The organism is Phytopseudomonas daroniae (assembly GCF_004327285.1).
Classification (GTDB): domain Bacteria; phylum Pseudomonadota; class Gammaproteobacteria; order Pseudomonadales; family Pseudomonadaceae; genus Aquipseudomonas; species Aquipseudomonas daroniae.
The window spans coordinates 32178-48933 of sequence record NZ_QJUI01000006.1 but is presented as its reverse complement, the minus strand read 5'-3'; the positions used below and the strand labels follow the sequence as shown (position 1 = coordinate 48933).

General features: G+C 62.9%; 12 protein-coding genes, 1 pseudogene and 1 riboswitch. Of the genes and pseudogenes, 7 read left to right on the top strand and 6 right to left on the bottom strand.

Annotated features, from left to right (window positions below; genetic code table 11):
• Positions 1–193: 193 nt before the first annotated feature.
• Positions 194–817, bottom strand: a pseudogene (locus DNK06_RS08045) (IS110 family RNA-guided transposase); the annotation flags it as partial.
• 134 nt (positions 818–951) lie between these two features.
• Positions 952–2535 carry a peptide chain release factor 3 gene (locus tag DNK06_RS08040; RefSeq protein ID WP_131179512.1) on the bottom strand — a complete coding sequence of 528 codons (1584 nt, stop codon included), beginning with the start codon at positions 2533–2535 and terminating at the stop codon, positions 952–954.
• A 175-nt stretch (positions 2536–2710) separates the two neighbouring features.
• On the opposite strand from DNK06_RS08040, the gene DNK06_RS08035 reads away from it, so the two are divergent.
• The 5 genes from DNK06_RS08035 (at position 2711) to DNK06_RS08015 (ending at position 6308) form a co-directional block, all read left to right on the top strand.
• Complete coding sequence (locus DNK06_RS08035; protein ID WP_165493691.1) at positions 2711–3148, top strand: DUF192 domain-containing protein; 438 nt, start codon at positions 2711–2713, stop codon at positions 3146–3148.
• Positions 3149–3377: 229 nt separating this feature from the next.
• Positions 3378–3995 (top strand): GTP cyclohydrolase II, encoded by a 618-nt coding sequence (gene ribA / locus DNK06_RS08030; RefSeq protein WP_131179510.1) that lies wholly within the window; start codon positions 3378–3380, stop codon positions 3993–3995.
• Positions 3992–4405 (top strand): MFS transporter, encoded by a 414-nt coding sequence (locus DNK06_RS08025; RefSeq protein WP_131179509.1) that lies wholly within the window; start codon positions 3992–3994, stop codon positions 4403–4405. The genes ribA and DNK06_RS08025 overlap by 4 nt, the downstream gene beginning before the upstream one ends.
• Complete coding sequence (locus tag DNK06_RS08020; protein ID WP_131179508.1) at positions 4405–5202, top strand: cobalamin-binding protein; 798 nt, start codon at positions 4405–4407, stop codon at positions 5200–5202. Before DNK06_RS08025 ends, DNK06_RS08020 begins: the two co-directional genes overlap by 1 nt.
• A 95-nt stretch (positions 5203–5297) precedes the next feature.
• Positions 5298–6308, top strand: coding sequence for an AI-2E family transporter (locus DNK06_RS08015; protein WP_131179507.1), 1011 nt, complete (start codon positions 5298–5300; stop codon positions 6306–6308).
• A 262-nt stretch (positions 6309–6570) separates the two neighbouring features.
• Here DNK06_RS08015 and DNK06_RS08010 read toward each other — a convergent pair whose 3' ends face one another.
• From DNK06_RS08010 to DNK06_RS07995, 4 genes are all read right to left on the bottom strand, one after another.
• The gene (locus DNK06_RS08010) at positions 6571–8424 is read right to left on the bottom strand and encodes a TonB-dependent receptor domain-containing protein (RefSeq protein WP_131179506.1); all 1854 of its coding nucleotides are present in this window, start codon (positions 8422–8424) and stop codon (positions 6571–6573) included.
• A 93-nt stretch (positions 8425–8517) separates the two neighbouring features.
• Positions 8518–8728: riboswitch (cobalamin riboswitch) on the bottom strand.
• Between the two features lie 42 nt (positions 8729–8770).
• Positions 8771–10681: a 1-deoxy-D-xylulose-5-phosphate synthase gene (gene dxs, locus DNK06_RS08005; RefSeq protein WP_131179505.1), complete on the bottom strand. Its 1911-nt coding sequence runs from the start codon at positions 10679–10681 to the stop codon at positions 8771–8773.
• 126 nt (positions 10682–10807) lie between these two features.
• Positions 10808–11695, bottom strand: coding sequence for a (2E,6E)-farnesyl diphosphate synthase (gene ispA / locus DNK06_RS08000; RefSeq protein WP_131179504.1), 888 nt, complete (start codon positions 11693–11695; stop codon positions 10808–10810).
• Entirely contained in the window at positions 11692–11934 is a 243-nt protein-coding gene (locus DNK06_RS07995) for an exodeoxyribonuclease VII small subunit (protein WP_131179503.1), read from the bottom strand. Before DNK06_RS07995 ends, ispA begins: the two co-directional genes overlap by 4 nt.
• A gap of 367 nt (positions 11935–12301) precedes the next feature.
• Here DNK06_RS07995 and DNK06_RS07990 point away from each other — a divergent pair, with 367 nt between their 5' ends.
• Together DNK06_RS07990 and DNK06_RS07985 are read left to right on the top strand one after the other, a co-directional pair.
• Complete coding sequence (locus tag DNK06_RS07990) at positions 12302–14239, top strand: DNA topoisomerase III (RefSeq protein ID WP_131179502.1); 1938 nt, start codon at positions 12302–12304, stop codon at positions 14237–14239.
• A 1019-nt stretch (positions 14240–15258) separates the two neighbouring features.
• Positions 15259–16671, top strand: a complete 1413-nt coding sequence (locus DNK06_RS07985) for an amino acid permease (protein ID WP_131179501.1) — start codon at positions 15259–15261, stop codon at positions 16669–16671.
• Positions 16672–16756 lie beyond the last annotated feature (85 nt).

Here is a 16756-nt window from a genome sequence, read left to right as displayed (position 1 = left end):
TGTATCAGGCCTCAGCAAGGGAGCATCAGGTGCTCCGGGCCACCATTGTTTGAGCTCGCGCAGTGCCGATTACGAAGAGGCTTTAACAGCCAGTAGGATGGCAGGCATCAATGCGCGACGGTCTGACCTGGGGTCAATGTTTTGAGCAGCGGTTGGAGACGCTTAGCGCCCCGGTGGCGGGAACTCGTTGTGTTTACTCAGCCATCGCAGCCTCCTGCCGGGCCTGGGGATCACGCCTGTAGACATCGTTCGATTGCAGCAGCACCCAGGCGATGCGCAGGTTGCGGTTGGCCAGGCGTATGGCGGCGCCTTTGCGACCATGACGCTGCATCCAGCGCTTTAGCCGACGGTCGTCCGCCTCCTCCGAGTCCGGCTTGAGCATGCGTAGCACGGCGTGTGAGCCTTCGATCATCAAGCTGCGCAGGTAACCATCGCCACGCTTGCTCATCTTGCCCAGCCGGATCTTCTGGCCACTGCTGTGCTGATCGGGCACCAAGCCAATGTAGGCGGCGAACTGCCGTGCATTGGGGAAACGTTGCGGCTCGACCTGCTTGGCCACCAGCGCGGTGGCGATGATCGGCCCGATCCCTCGTACCGTCATCAACCGAGACGCCGTCTTGTCTTTGCGCGCGCTTTGCTCCAACCGCTTGGTCTGCTGCAGGATGCGACTTCCCAGGAACGCCCATTCTGCCTGCAGGTCGGCAAGCAGCTCGCGTAGAAGCTCAGGCAGTGGCAGCGTGGCATCCTCCAGGATCCGGTTCACGCGCTCGGCGAGCGCCGTAGCCCCTTGCGGTATCGCCAGGCCATGCTCGAGCAGCCCGTAGGATGGGTGAAACCCATCAATTGCCGATGGGTTGCCCCCATCCTACGAACTGCTGTTTGAGGGGGCGGTGGTGCCGCTTTCTTGCGGCGGATTACGCCTTCGGCTAATACGCCCTACGCTTTTGGGTATCAATGATGCTCGCGAGTCGCGCGGAATTTCACGTCCGGCCAGCGCTCTTCCATCAGGCTCAGGTTGACGCGGGTCGGAGCCAGGTAGGTGAGGTGGCCACCGCCATCCAGAGCGAGGTTTTCCACGGCCTTGTTGGAGAATTCTTCCAGCTTCTTCTTGTCGTTGCATTCGATCCAGCGAGCTGACCAGACGGTGATCGGCTCGTAGCCGCACTCGACCTTGTATTCCTCTTTCAGGCGGCTGGCGACCACATCGAACTGCAGCACACCGACGGCGCCGAGGATGATGTCGTTGCTGCGTTCGGGGAAGAACACCTGGGTGGCGCCTTCTTCGGCGAGTTGCTGCAGGCCCTGGCGCAGTTGCTTGGATTTGAGTGGATCCTTCAGGCGCACGCGGCGGAACAGTTCCGGGGCGAAGTGCGGGATGCCGGTGAAGCCCAGCGCTTCGCCTTCGGTGAAGGTGTCGCCGATCTGGATGGTGCCGTGGTTATGCAGGCCGATAATGTCGCCAGCCCAGGCTTCTTCCAACTGCTCACGTTCGCTGGAGAAGAAGGTCAGGGCATCGCCGATGCGTATGTCCTTGCCGGTGCGCACGTGGCGCATCTTCATGCCTTTCTCGTACTTGCCCGAGCAGATGCGCATGAAGGCGATGCGGTCGCGGTGCTTGGGATCCATGTTCGCCTGGATCTTGAACACGAAGCCGGTGAACTTCTCTTCCACCGGTTGCACGGTACGTTCGTTGGCGACACGGGCCAGCGGGCGAGGTGCCCAGTCGACCACGGCATCGAGCACATGGTCGACACCGAAGTTGCCCAGTGCGGTGCCGAAGAACACCGGGGTCAGTTGACCGCTGAGGAACTCTTCCTGGTCGAACGCGTGGCAGGCGCCCTGCACCAGCTCCAGTTGCTCGACGAATCGATCGTATTCGTCACCCAGGTGGGCGCGAGCCTCAAAGGAATCGAGTTTCTCGATGATCTTGGTTGCGGTGCGCTCGTGGCCATGGCCCGGCGTGTAGACGATGATGTAGTCGTCGGCCAGGTGGTAAACGCCTTTGAAGTCGCGGTAGCAACCGATCGGCCAGGTGATCGGCGCGGCCTTGATCTTCAGTACGGCCTCGATTTCGTCGAGCAGTTCGATCGGGTCGCGGATGTCGCGATCCAGCTTGTTGATGAAGCTGACGATCGGCGTGTCGCGCAGGCGGCAGACGTCCATCAGGGCGATGGTACGCGGCTCGACGCCTTTACCACCGTCGAGCACCATCAATGCCGAGTCCACCGCGGTCAGGGTGCGGTAGGTGTCTTCGGAGAAGTCTTCGTGACCGGGGGTGTCGAGCAGGTTGACCATGTGCTCGCGGTAGGGGAACTGCATCACCGAGGTGGTGATGGAAATCCCGCGCTGCTTCTCCATTTCCATCCAGTCGGAGGTCGCGTGGCGATCCGATTTACGCGACTTGACCGTACCGGCCACGGCAATTGCCTGCCCCATCAGCAACAGCTTTTCGGTGATGGTGGTTTTACCGGCGTCGGGGTGCGAGATGATGGCGAAAGTACGGCGCTTGGCGACTTCGGCGGCCTGAATGGTCATGGATACGTGCCTGCTTGAAAGCGTTGGCGGGCCTGTGAGCCCGGAAAAATGCGCGATTATAGCGGTAAATGCAGGGTCGCTGGGGCGTCTCCTGTCAGGCGCTGATCGTATCGGCAGTGCCGAAAACGGGCGCTTGTCGGTAGGATCACCTTTTTTCTCAGGTTCGAGGTTACCCATGGCACCTTGGGTTCTGCGCTGCATCCTGGTCGGCGGCCTGGGGCTCGCTTCCTCTGCAGCCGTGGCGCAATTGTCCGAGTGCAGGGTCGGCTTTCCCAATGGCGAGACATTGGATCTGCCGCTCGCCGCCAGCGCCGAGGCGCGTGCGGTGGGGTTGTCCGGGCGGGACGATATCGGCAGCGGCATGCTCTTCGCCTGGCCGGAGGAGGGGATGCGCGAGCTGTGGATGAAGGATACGCGTGTGGCGCTTTCGGCAGCTTTTATCGATGCTGGCGGCGTGGTGCGCAAGGTGGTCGATATGCAGCCCTACAGCCTGCAGCGGCACGGCTCGAAGGAGCCGGTGCGTTACATCATCGAGGTGGGGAGAGGGGATTTCGGCGCACTTGGCGTGGCGGTCGAGAGCCGTGTCGGGATCGATTGCGCGAAAGGCCGATGAGCGAGGGCTTGCCGATACATGTAGCAGTCGTGCCCCGCGGCGATTGGCGGCCACAACACAAACTCTCACAACGGGCACCATTGCATCGCCCGCAAGCGGGCTCCTGCACGAAAGTGGCCATCCCGCACCATGTGGCTGATTTGCTAATTCGGCTGACGCGGGTATTGGCGCTGCTGTTACACTATCACCCCTCGCAAATCCGCATCCTTTCCGATACCAGGAGCATCCGGTGCCTGTCGTGTTCGTCGCCGCCTCCCAACTGCCGACCCCGTTCGGCGTGTTCACCATGCATGGCTTTCTCGAGGAGGCCACCGGCAAAGAGCATGTCGCTCTGACCTTCGGTAACGTGGCTGATGGCGAGCCGGTGCTGGGTCGCTTGCATTCCGAATGCCTGACCGGCGATGCGTTGTTCAGCCTGCGCTGTGATTGCGGCTTCCAGCTTGAAGGTGCGCTACGGGCCATCTCCGAAGCCGGCCGGGGCGTGTTGCTCTACCTGCGTCAGGAAGGTCGCGGCATCGGCCTGCTCAACAAGATCCGTGCGTACGAGCTGCAGGACGCTGGCGCCGATACCGTCGAAGCCAACGAGCGCCTGGGTTTCGGTGCGGACATGCGCGACTACGCGATCTGTCTACCAATGCTGCAGCACCTGGGTATCTCCTCGCTCAAGCTGATGACCAACAACCCGCGCAAGGTCAAGGCGCTGGGTGACATGGGCATCCCCGTGGCCAATCGCGTGCCGCTGCAGCTTGGGCAGAATCCGCACAACAGCAAATACCTGGCGACCAAGGCCGGCAAGCTCGGGCACATGCTCGGCAAGCTGCACCAGGGCGAGGTCGAGCGGCCTTGACCCGCGCCGCGGTCAAGCGCCGGTTGGCCCTGCTCTGGTGGCGGCAACTGGCACTGACCCTGGCTCCGCTGCTGCTGATCAACTTCGTTTTCGGGGCTGGTCGCCAACCTGGCGTGCTGGCCATGCCGCTGTTCGTCGCAGGGTTGGCCTCGCTGTTCGTCAGCCTGCCGCTATTCGGCGCTTACAAGCGCGCGCTGTTTGCCACCGTCAAGGCGCTGGATACGGCTGACGAGCCCGCTGCCTGGCTGACGTTGGCCGAGCGCCGACGTGCGGCCTTTCTCGGCGCCGGGCTGCCGGCCTGGATCGCCGCCCTGGCGGTATTCGCAGGTCTGGAAGCCGTGCCGCTGGTGTTGCTGGCGCTCGCCAGTGTCGTGCTGCTTTACCTCTATCGAATTCCCAGGCAGCTCTGATGCGGCGCGCTTTACTCGCGTTATTGATGTTGCAGGTGACGGTGTTGTCGGCCGCCGAGCGTGTGGTCAGTCTCGCGCCTTCGTTGAGCGAAATCGTCCTCGAGCTGGATTCCGCCGACCTGCTGGTCGGTGTGCTCGACGGCGGCGAACGTCCAGCAGCACTGGCTCATCTACCTTCAGTCGGGCGTTACGGGCAGTTGGAGATGGAAACCCTGCTGGCCCTGCAACCTGACCTTGTGCTGTTGTGGCCGGGCAGCGTCAGTGCCACTCAGCGCGAGCAACTGCAACGCTTCGGTATTCCTCTGCTGGTGCTGGAGCCCCATTCGCTGCACGAACTGGCTCATCAGTTCGTGCAGATCGGCGAGCATCTTGGCCGGGCAGAGGTGGGGCAGCGCCTGCATGAGCGTTTCGTGGCCGGACTGGATGAGCTGCGTGATCGTTATCGCCGCGAGCGGCCCGTGCCGGTGTTCTATCAGGTGTGGGATGCGCCGTTGTATACCGTGGGTGGCGGGCAGATCATCAGCGATGCCTTGCAGGTTTGCGGTGCGCGCAATGTATTTGCCGATCTGCATTTGCCGGCCCCGCAGGTGAGTGTCGAGGCTGTACTGCAGCGCGACCCTGCGGTGATCATCGCAGGCGACATCAGGCAACTGCAGGCCTGGCGCCGCTGGCCACAGCTTACGGCGGTGCAGCGCGAGCAATTGTGGGGGTTGCCGAACAAGGGCCTGGAGCGCGCGAGCTTCCAGATGCTCGATGCGACCGCCAAACTCTGCGAGCTGTTGGCACCCGCTCGGTGATGGCGGTCGCACCGCCCACTGCCGACATGCGATGACGCTGGTAAAGCGCGCTGGCAACTGGCAGATTGGATGCCTTCCCGTTTGTTGCAGATGTTATGAAAGCCCCTGTCTCCCCTTGGTTTTCCCCCGCCAGCGCATTGATCGTTGGCGCCGCGCTACTATTGGTCTTCCCGTTGAAACTGCTGCCGAGTCTGCTGGCCGGTTTGCTGGTGTTCGAACTGGTCAACCGTCTGGCTCGCCCGATGCAACGGATGTTCGCCGGGCATCTCGGGCGCTTGCTGGCTGTCGGTCTGCTCAGCGTGCTGGTGATCGCCGTGCTCGGTCTGGTGTTCGCCGGTAGCTTCTCGCTGGTGATACACGAGCTGAACAACCCCGGGCGGCTGATGGGCAAGTTGTTCGAGGTGATCGACCGTGCCCGCGCCCAGTTGCCGGAGGTGCTGGTGGCCTACCTGCCGGCCAGCGTCGACGACATCCGCATCGCGCTGCACGATTGGCTGCGCGGCCATATCAGCGAGCTGCAACTGCTGGGCAAGGGGGCCGTGCACATGTTCGTCACGGTGCTGATCGGCATGATCCTCGGTGCGGTCATTGCCCTGCAGAACGTGCCGGAACCGGGTGAGCTCAAGCCATTGGCCGGTGCCTTGTTGACGCGTGTCGGGCATTTCGTCGAGGCCTTCCGCAACGTGGTGTTCGCGCAGATCAAGATTTCCCTGCTCAATACCGCCTTTACCAGCATTTTCCTGATTGGCGTGTTGCCGCTGTTCGGTGTGCACTTGCCACTGACCAAGACGCTGATCCTGATCACTTTCGTGGCGGGGCTGCTGCCAGTGGTTGGCAACCTGATCTCCAATACGGCGATCTTCGTGGTGGGGTTGTCGATGTCGATCTGGGTGGCGATCGGTGCGCTGGCCTATCTGATCGTCATCCACAAGGTCGAATACTTCCTCAACGCACGCATCGTCGGTGGGCAGATCAAGGCGCGTGCCTGGGAGCTGTTGCTGGTCATGCTGGTGTTCGAAGCGGCGTTCGGCATCGCCGGGCTGGTCGCTGCGCCGGTGTACTACGCCTACCTCAAGAGCGAGCTCAAAGCCCAGGGCTGGGTGTGAGCATGTCGGCTGGCGATTTCCTGACTCAGAGCCTGTTCACGATCTTTCGACGAGATTCCACGTGCAAGGACAGCAAAAAGGCGAGAGCGGTCTGTCGTAGGGTGGACGACGCTTTACCCGTCCACCGCTCTGCAATCGTAATGGTGGATGAAAAGAGCGTCATCCACCCTACGGGGTGAGCGTCCGCTTGCGCCTTATTGCCGCCGATCTGTAGGGATACGGGTTCCTGTTTGCCAAGTGCACAAAGATCGTGAACAGGCTCTCAGAACGCCGGTGTCCAGGTCAGTGACAGCAGAGCGGTGCGACCTTCTTCCCGGTACTCGCTGTAATTCGTCACCGGCCAGCTTCCATAACTGTACTGCGTACGGCTGTAACGCTTGTCCAACAGGTTATCCACCTTCAGGCCGAGTGCCAGTTCTGGCGTGGCCTGCCAACTGCTGCGCAGGCCGAGCAGGCCGTGGCCGGCGATCTCACGCTGATTGGCAGCATCGTCGTAAGTACGGCTGACTGCCTGCCAGGTCGCGCCGAACGACCAGTCGCCAAACTGGCGATCCACATCCAGGCTCAGGGTTCGTTTGGCGCGGCGATCGAGTTGCTTGCCCGTGGTGCGATCACGTGGGTCGATCACGCTCAGGCCGAGAGCCGTCTGCCAGCCGAGCGTCTCGTGTTGCAGGCTGCTCTCGAAGCCGTTGATGCGCGCCTTGTCTACGTTCTCGGCAGGCCAGCCATTGATCGCATCGCGCAGGTCGGTGCGGTAGACCGAGGCCTGCAACGTGGTGCGCTCGGCCAGTTGGCTGCGCCACTGCAGTTCGTAGGACTTGGACGTCTCCGGCTGCAGATCCGGATTGCCGCCGCCCGGCCAGTACAGGTCATTGAAGGTTGGCGCGCGAAAGCCTTCGGCGTAGGAGAGGATCAGTTCGTTGCGCGCATCCAGCTTGTAGCCCAGCGCGCCGCTGAAGGTATTGGCGCTGCCGAACTGCTGGTTCTTCTCGTGGCGCAGGCCGAGCTCGGTGAAGAACACTTCGCCGCGGTAGCTGTGCTGAGCGAGCAGCGCATGGTTCCAGCGGCTGTCCTGCGCATGGTCAGTGTTGCTGTTGAGTTGTTCCTGATAGCTTTCTGCACCGACGAGCAGGCTGTTGCCATTGCCCAAATCGAGTGTGTTGAGCCAGGCCAGGCTGTCACGGTAGGTGCTGAACAGGCTGCTGTCGGGAACATCGTCAAAACGCTCGGCGGAGCGGTTCTCGCTGTGGCCCAGTTCCACGCGGCTTTTCCAGTTCGGCAGCAACTGGGCGCTGACGAAGCCCGAGTAGCTGGTGAGCTGGTAGTCGGCATAGGGGTAGGCGCCATCCCAACCCAGGTCATATTCGCTCTCGCCACGTTGATCCAGCACACTGAAACCGGCCTCCAGCTCGTTGCTGAAACGATGGCTGAGGCTGGCGCTGAAAGCGTTGTTGCGATAGGCGTCGCGGTCATGATCCGGCGCCACTCGGGTATAGGTGCGGTTGATGCCGCGCGTGTCATCGGCACTCATGCTGAGGTTGAAGCGGGTGTCTGCGTTGCCGCCGGAGAGGCCGAGACTGCGCTCCCAGGTGTGGTTCGTGCCATAACCGATACGCAGGCGCGGATTGAGCCCCTCGCCAGTGGCCCGACGGGTGAAGATCTGCACCACGCCGCCGATCGCGTCGGCACCATGGATCGCCGAGCGTGAACCGCGTAGTACCTCGACGCGCTCGATCTGTTCGATATTCAGGTATTCCAGTGGGGAGATACCGGCGGACGCCGAGCCGATGCGCTGACCGTCGACCAGTACCAGGCTCTGCGCCGATTTGGTGCCACGGATGTACAGGCCGCTGTTGCTGCCTCTGCCACCGCTACGGGTGACCTGTACGCCGGGAGCGCGGGCCAGCAGATCGAGCACGCTGCTGGGCTGCAAGCGGTCGATATCTTCGCGGGTGAATACCGTGCTGGCGGTACTGCTCTGCTCGCGTGGCTGTACCTCGCGATTGCTGGTGATGACGGTTTCCGAGAGCTTCAGGGCGTCGTCGTAACTGGTGGCCTGGGCCAAAGCCAGGCCGGGAGCCAGAGACGTCGCAAGGATCAGGCGGGACAATTTCACATGTATTTCCTCAAAGGTCGGCAGACTTTCGAGGAGGGCAGAAGCAAGCGCGGCGCAGAAGGCCGTCGCTTGACGGTGATGCCCTCCGCAACACCAGTCGAATCCTGCGAGGCCGGTCTCCGGGCTCTCGACTCAGTCACTCGCCTTCCCGGGAAACCCAGTGGCTGTTGAGCGGCTGTGCAGTACTGCAGTCGATTACCGTTGCGGGGGCAGCGCCGGGATGACTCGCTGGGCGAGGGCACCGGCTTCCCGTTTAACGCCCGACGGCTGATCGTCAGGGCGCACCTTGCAGGATATGAACGCCGCGTACCTTAGTGTGCGCCTGAGTGAATTACAAGCAAGCACCTCAGTCTTTGCTTGAATTTTTCTCAAGAATAGCGAGGCGTTTACGCACGGCCGCTTCGATCCCCGCTTCATCCAGGCCACACTCGGCGAGCATCTGTTCGGGCCTGGCGTGCTCGACATAATTGTCGGGCAGGCCCAGGTGCAGCATCGGTTTGAGCGCGCCACTCTGGGCGAGGAATTCGCTGACGGCGCTGCCGGCGCCGCCCATCACGCTGTTTTCCTCGATGCTCACCAGCAGCTCATGGCTGGCGGCCAGTTCGCTGATCAGGGCTTCGTCCAGGGGCTTGACGAAGCGCATGTCGACCACCGTGGCGTTCAGCGTTTCGCCGACGCGCAGGGCCTCGGCCAGTTGCACGCCGAACACCAGCAGGGCGACGCCGCTGCCCTGGCGACGGATCACGCCTTTACCAATCGGCAGAGCGCTCAGTGCGCGGTCAATCGGCGCATTCGGGCCGCTGCCACGCGGGTAGCGCACCGCTGCCGGGCCGGCGAACTGGTAGCCGGTGGTGAGCATGTGGTGCAGTTCGTTCTCGTCGCTCGGCGTCATGATCAGCATGCCGGGAATGCAACGCAGGTAGGAGAGGTCGAAGCTGCCGGCGTGAGTGGGGCCGTCTTCACCGACCAGGCCGGCGCGGTCGATGGCGAACAGCACGTCGAGGTTCTGCACGGCCACGTCGTGGATCAGTTGATCATAGGCGCGCTGCAGAAACGTCGAGTAGATCGCCACCACCGGCTTGGCGCCTTCACAGGCCATGCCGGCGGCGAGCGTCACCGCGTGTTGTTCGGCGATGGCCACGTCGAAGTAGCGATCCCCGTGGCGCTCGCTGAAGGTCACCAGGTCGGAGCCCTCCTTCATGGCCGGGGTGATGGCCATCAGGCGCTCGTCGCTCGCCGCCATATCGCACAGCCACTGACCGAACACGCTGGAGTACTTCGGCCCGGACGGCTTTTTCGCTTTGGCTGGTGCGTTGATCGGCTCCAGTTTGGTGATCGCGTGGTAGACGATCGGGTCGACCTCGGCGGGCGCGAAGCCCTTGCCCTTCTTGGTGACCACGTGGAGGAACTGCAGGCCTTCCAGGTCGCGCATGTTGCGCAGGGTGGCCAGCAGGGTCGGCAGATCATGGCCGTCGATGGGGCCGATGTAGTTCCAGCCCAGCTCTTCGAACAGCGTGCCGGAGACCAGCATACCTTTGGCGTGCTCTTCGGTCTTGCGGGCGATTTCCCAGGCGCCGGGCAGCTTGGACAGCACTTTCTTGCTGCCTTCGCGCATGTTGGCGTAGGTGCGGCTGGAGAGGATCTTGGCCAGGTAGTTGGACAGGCCGCCGACATTCTTGGAGATCGACATGTCGTTGTCGTTGAGCACCACCAGCATGTTGGCCTTGACGTCTGCCGCATGGTTGAGCGCTTCGAACGCCATGCCGGCAGTCAGGGCGCCGTCGCCGATCACGGCAACCGATTTGCGCTTGCTGCCCTGGCGCTGGGCAGCGATGGCCATGCCCAGTGCGGCGCTGATCGAGGTGCTGGAGTGACCGACGCCAAAGGTGTCGTACTCACTTTCCGAACGACGCGGAAAGGCGGCGATGCCGTCCTTCTGGCGCAGGCTGCTCATGCGCTCGCGGCGGCCGCTGAGGATCTTGTGCGGATAGGCCTGATGGCCGACGTCCCACACCAGGCGGTCGTCCGGGGTATCGAAGACGTAGTGCAGGGCGATGGTCAGTTCGATCACCCCGAGGCCTGCGCCGAAATGCCCGCCGGTCTGACCGACCGTGTAGAGCAGGTACTGGCGCAATTCGTCCGCCAGGGTCTCCAGCTCGGCCTCGCCGAGGCGGCGCAGCTCATCCGGCGTGTTGGCGCGGTCGAGCAGCGGCGTCAGCGGGCGTTCGCGGGGAATCTCGTGGAAAGTCGTCGGCATCAGGCGAGTCGTTATAAGAATTCAAAGAATGGGGCAGTTTACCTGATGCGACGATCCGAGCCCAAGCAGGGCAAGAGCGCGGATCGCCGCAGCGGTCGTGGCAGATGAGACAGCGAGGGCGTGACTTCAGTTGCGCCTTTCGACGATATAGCGAGCCAGTTCGCGCAGTGGCTCGGCGGCGCTGTCGAACGGGTGCAGCGCCTGCAGGGCCTGGTCGCGCAGTTCGCAGGCATAGTGCTTCGCCGCCTCCAGGCCGAGCAGGGCCGGGTAGGTGGGTTTGTCGTTCGCCTGATCCTTGCCCTGGGTCTTGCCCAGGGTGGCGGTATCGCTTTCGACGTCGAGGATGTCGTCCTGCACCTGGAAGGCCAGGCCGATGACGCGAGCGTAGGTGCTCAGGGCCGTCAGCGTGCGTTCATCGGCCCGGCCGCTGGCCAGGGCGCCGAGGCACACGCTGGCTTCGATCAGCGCACCGGTCTTGTGACGGTGCATGACCTCCAGGGCTTGCTGTTGCAGTTGCTGGCCGACCGAGCCGAGGTCGATGGCCTGACCGCCAACCATGCCCGCCGGGCCTGCGGCGTTGGCCAATGCGCTGAACATGGCCAGGCGAACATCGGCGCTCTGCGGGTTGCGCTGCTCGTCGGCCAGCACCGCGAAAGCCAGGCTCTGCAGGCCGTCGCCGGCGAGGATCGCCGTCGCCTCGTCGAAGGCCTTGTGGGTGGTCGGCTGCCCGCGGCGCAGGTCGTCATCGTCCATGGCCGGCAGGTCGTCGTGTACCAGGGAGTAAGCGTGGATCAGCTCCACCGCGCAGGCCGCACCATCGGCTTGCCGGATATCCCCACCCAGGGCTTCGCAGGCGGCGTAGGCGAGTAGCGGGCGAATGCGTTTGCCGCCGTTGAACACGCTGTAGCGCATGGCCGCATAGAGGCGCTCGAGCTCGGTACGCGGTGCTGCGAACAGCAGCTCCAGAGCCGCGTCGACCTGCTTCTGGCAGCGGGCCTGGTACGTGGTGATCATATCGGTTCGTCCGTTTCGAACGGCGCCGCTTCCAGTTCGCCATCGCGCTCCAGGAGGATCTGTACTTTCTGCTCGGCCTGGGTCAGCGACGCCTGGCAGTCACGGGTCAGGCGGATGCCCTGTTCGAAGGCGCTCAGCGACTCCTCCAGCGACAGTTCGCCGTTCTCCAGGCGTTCGACCAGGGTTTGCAGGTCGGTGAGGGACTGCTCGAAATCGAGCGAGGCTTTCTTACGGGCCATGGCGGGAATTCTCAGGCGGGGTTCGCGGTTCGGCGCGACATTAGGATTTGTTCTCGATTCAGCACCAGCCGCGTTGCGGCGAAAAAACTCGCCAACACGGCAGGCAGGCCAAGAGCAGTGCGTGGCGAGATTTTACGCGCAACCCTCCGGGTCGGGCTCATTTTGTCGCGAATGCCGCGTTGCTCGCCACTCATTTGGCGCAACCAGACTTCGCGGCTCGCGATAAAGCGCGCTCTGGCATCGTCATGCTCAATCGGGAGCAGACCCTAGCAGAGCCCCTGCCTATGGGCAAATCAGTGCGGGCGTAGCTGGATTGTATGGATATACAGTATTCTGGCGCCTGTTCATTCGAGCGTGCCGATGTCTCATGCGTCTGTTTCTCTGCGAAAAGCCCTCTCAAGCCAAGGATATCGCCAGTGTGCTCGGTGCCACACGGCGTGGCGATGGCTGCTGGCTGGGCAACGGGGTGACGGTTACCTGGTGCATCGGCCATCTCCTGGAAACCGCGCCGCCGGATGCCTACGACGCGCGCTACAAACGCTGGGTGCTGGACGACCTGCCCATCGTGCCGCAGCAGTGGAAGATGCGCGTAAAACCCAAGACCGCCGCGCAGTTCAAGGCGGTCAAGCGGCTGCTGGGTGAGGCCGCGGAGTTGGTGATCGCCACCGACGCGGATCGTGAGGGCGAGATGATCGCTCGCGAGTTGCTCGACCACTGCCGCTACCGCGGGCCCATCCAGCGCCTGTGGCTGTCGGCGCTGGACGATACCTCGATCCGCAAGGCACTGGCTGCGCTCAAGCCGGGCGCGATGACCTACAACCTCTATCAGTCGGCGCTCGGTCGTTCGCGGGCCGACTGGTTGATCGGCATGAACATGAGCCGGCTGTTCACCCTGCTTGGCCGCAAGTCCGGTTATCAGGGCGTGCTGCCGGTCGGGCGCGTGCAGACGCCGACCCTGCGCCTGGTGGTGGATCGTGATCGTAGTATCGCGGCCTTCGTGCCGGTGCCGTTCTGGGCCATCGACGTAGGACTCGACGGCAACGGCACGCGATTCACCGCGCAATGGCGAGCGCCCGAAGCGCAGTGCGACGAGCAGGGCCGTTGCCTGCGTCAGGAGGTGGCGCAACGCGCCGCCGAAGATATCCGGGGCGCCGAGCAGGCCCTGCTACAGCACTTGAAGACCGAGCGCATGCGCGAAGCGCCGCCCTTGCTGTTCGATCTCGGCACCTTGCAGCAGGTCTGTTCGAAGAAGCTTGGCCTCGGCGCCCAGGAAACCCTGGATATCGCCCAGAAGCTCTACGAGACCGACAAACTGATCACTTACCCGCGCAGCGATTGCGGTTACCTGCCGCTGAGCCAGCATGCCGAGGCACCGGCAATCCTGTCGGCTTTGGGGCAGGCTGACCCGAGCCTGCGCGAGGTGCTCGGACATACTCAGGCGCAGCGCCGCTCACGGGCCTGGAACGATGCCAAGGTCAGTGCGCACCACGGCATTATCCCAACCCTGGCCGCAGGCGGGTTGGCGCGCCTGAGTGGTCGGCCGCGAGCGGTTTACGAGCTGATTCGCGCCCGCTATCTGGCGCAGTTTCTGGCCAACCACGAATACGACCGCACCCAGGCCGATTTCGACTGTGCCGGCCATAGCCTGCGCGCGGTTGGCAAACAGATCGTCGAGCCCGGCTGGAAGCGCGCCCTGCCGGAAGCCCTGACGCCCGCCAAGGGGCGCGAAGCCCCGGCGCCCCAGGCATTGCCGGCTCTGCACGAAGGGCAGCAGTGCCCGGTGCATGAGGTGACCCTCAAGGATCTGCACACCCAGCCGCCCAAGCCATTCACCGAAGGCGACCTGATCCAGGCCATGAAGAACGTGGCGCGGCTGGTCGAGGATCCACGCCTGAAGCAGAAACTCAAGGACACCACCGGAATCGGTACCGAAGCCACCCGCGCCGGCATCATCCAGGGTCTGCTCGACCGCGGCTACCTGATCAAGCAGGGCAAGACCCTGGCCGCCACCTCGGCGGCTTTCGGCCTGATCGATGCGGTGCCGCGGGCCATCGCCGATCCTGGCACCACGGCGATCTGGGAACAGGCGCTGGATATGGTGCAGAGCGGCGAGATGCCGCTGGAGGAGTTCGTCGCCAAGCAATCGGCCTGGATGGGCAAGCAGATCGAGCGCTGTCTCGGCCTGCAACTGACCATCAGCGGCCCCGCACCAGCAGGGCGTGCACCCTGGAAAGGCAAGCGCAAGGCGACAGCCCGCAAGGGCACGGCTGGCAAGCGTGGCCGCAAAACCCCGGCGAAGAGCTGAGTCGCGCTACAAGGCGGGAGTGGACGGTCGGTGACCCGCGTTGAACCATGGATCACGGCCTTCGGCCCCGGATTACGCCTGCGGCTAATCCAGGCTACGTTCGGGCCACGACCTGTAGGTTGGATTAGCCCGTAGGATGGGTGAAACCCATCAATTTCCGATGGGTTTCACCCATCCTACGACCTACAAGGCGGGAGTGGACGTAGGGTGGATGACGCTCTTTTCATCCACCATTGCGATTGCAGAGCGGTGGACGGATCGGGCCGCGTAGGCAAGCGTCAGCTACGCGCCCCGATCCACCCTACGACGGCCGCTTACGCCTTTGGGCGGTCGTAAATAATGAGGAGGTGTCCGCAGGGCCTGGGGCCATGAATCGTGAACCGATTCCAGGCCTCTCTGTTCAACGTGCAGCGCTGTTGCCGTGTTCCTGGTTTGCAGGCCAGGCCGTTGGTCAATAGAACAGTCATTCGACGCTGTTTCTCTCGCTGCAATATCCATTGTTCGTCTCCACCTTTGGTCGATGCTTCGGCCCGAGGTCTTCCCAAAACTCATTTTTCCGTTACCATCCGGCGCGTTTGATTTTATGAACAGGTTTCATTCGCCTGCTCCGCGCTTGGGCTTACCCTTCCAGTCGTCGGATTTTCTAGTGGTAATCCCTCTAGAACGGTGCGTAAGGCCTTATTGAAAATATGGGTTCAGCTCTCCTCGGGCTGAGCTGGTTGTGGAGTAAAACGAACATTCAAGCCGGTGTGCCTGGTGTTTCCCTGGCTACACCGCTGCGGTAATGGCTCAGAACGTCACGCGAGTGATGCTGGGTCGTCCTCTGATTCAACCGGATGGATTTCGGCAAGGACTGTTGCCCGAGACCGGCCAGGGCGGATCCGGAAACGCTCATATGGCAAGCAATCACGACAACGCCTGCGTGTGGCAGACCCGTTGCCGCGTTTCGTGCGTCGATCAGTCCGAGGACGGCCCGGCTTCAACTGTTTCCAGCAAGATCGATAAGAGGTAATCCATCCATGGATGCTGTAGCAACCGACAAGGCAAAGCAGGAGCACGAGAGCAAGCTCAGTGCGTCATTGAAGTCCCGGCACCTGACCATGATGTCGATCGCCGGCGTGATCGGTGGCGCTCTGTTCGTCGGTTCCGGCAGCGTGATCCATAGCGCCGGCCCGGCAGCCATACTGGCCTACCTGGCCGGCGGTATTCTGGTGGTGCTGATCATGCGCATGCTCGGCGAGATGGCGACTTCTTCGCCGGATACCGGCTCCTTTTCCACTTACGCCGAGCGCGCCATCGGCCGCTGGGCGGGCTTCACCATCGGCTGGCTGTACTGGTGGTTCTGGGTGATTCTCATGGCCTGGGAGGCCTACGTGGCGGGCACCATCCTCAATGGCTGGTTCCCCGAAGTCAGCGTCAACGTCTTCGTGCTGGCCACCACGCTGCTGCTGATCAGCATCAACTTCTTCAACGTCAAACACTACGGGGAGTTCGAGTTCTGGTTCGCGCTGATCAAGGTGGTGGCGATCATCTGCTTCCTGGTGGTCTGCAGCATGGCCGTGCTCAGCCTGTGGCCGACCGGCGAAGTGCGTGGCTTCGGCAACCTGACTGCTCAGGGCTTCATGCCCAATGGCATCGAAGCCGTGGTGGTGGCCATCCTCGGGGTGATGTTCGCCTTCCTCGGCGCTGAAATCGTCACCATCGCTGCCTCGGAAGCCAAGGATCCGTCGACGCAGATCGTCAAGGCGACCAATTCGGTGGTCTGGCGCGTGTGCCTGTTCTACATCGGCTCGATCTTTCTGATCGTCTGCCTGGTGCCGTGGAACGACCCGCTGATGGCTCAGTCGGGCTATGGCTCCTACCGCCGCACCCTGGAACTGCTGGGCATTCCGGGCGCCGAGCTGCTGATGAACTTCGTGGTGCTGACCTCGGTGAGCAGCTGCATGATCTCGGCGCACTACACCGCTTCGCGCATGCTGTTCTCGCTGTCCACCCGTGGTGATGCGCCGTCGTTCCTGAAAATCACTCGTGCGGGTACCGGTGTGCCGGTGTTTGCGATCATCGCCTCCTGCTCGGTGGCCATCTTCGTGGCGATGATCAACTTCAGCGAAACCCTGCGCCCGAAAGACGTGCTCGACACGCTGATGAACACCACCGGCATGATCGCCCTGCTGGTCTACCTGGTGATCGCCTTCTCGCAACTGAAGATGCGCCGCAAGCTGGAAGCCGAGGGCAAGGACATCCGTCTGAAAATGTGGCTGTTCCCCTGGCTGACCTACCTGGTGATCGTCTTCATCGTCGGCTGCCTGGTGACCATGGCATTCGTCGAGGAATATCAGGTACTAGTCATCTCCACCGGCGCGGCAGCGGCCGTCGTCGTGGCGTTGGGGCTCTGGGTTCACATGCGCGCGGCAAAGAGGCTGACACGCTGATTACTTCGGTATGATCGGCAAGAGGACGTACTCGCAAGTGTTGAACACCGGCGGCTGACCTTCACGGGGCTTGGCAGCGGCTCTT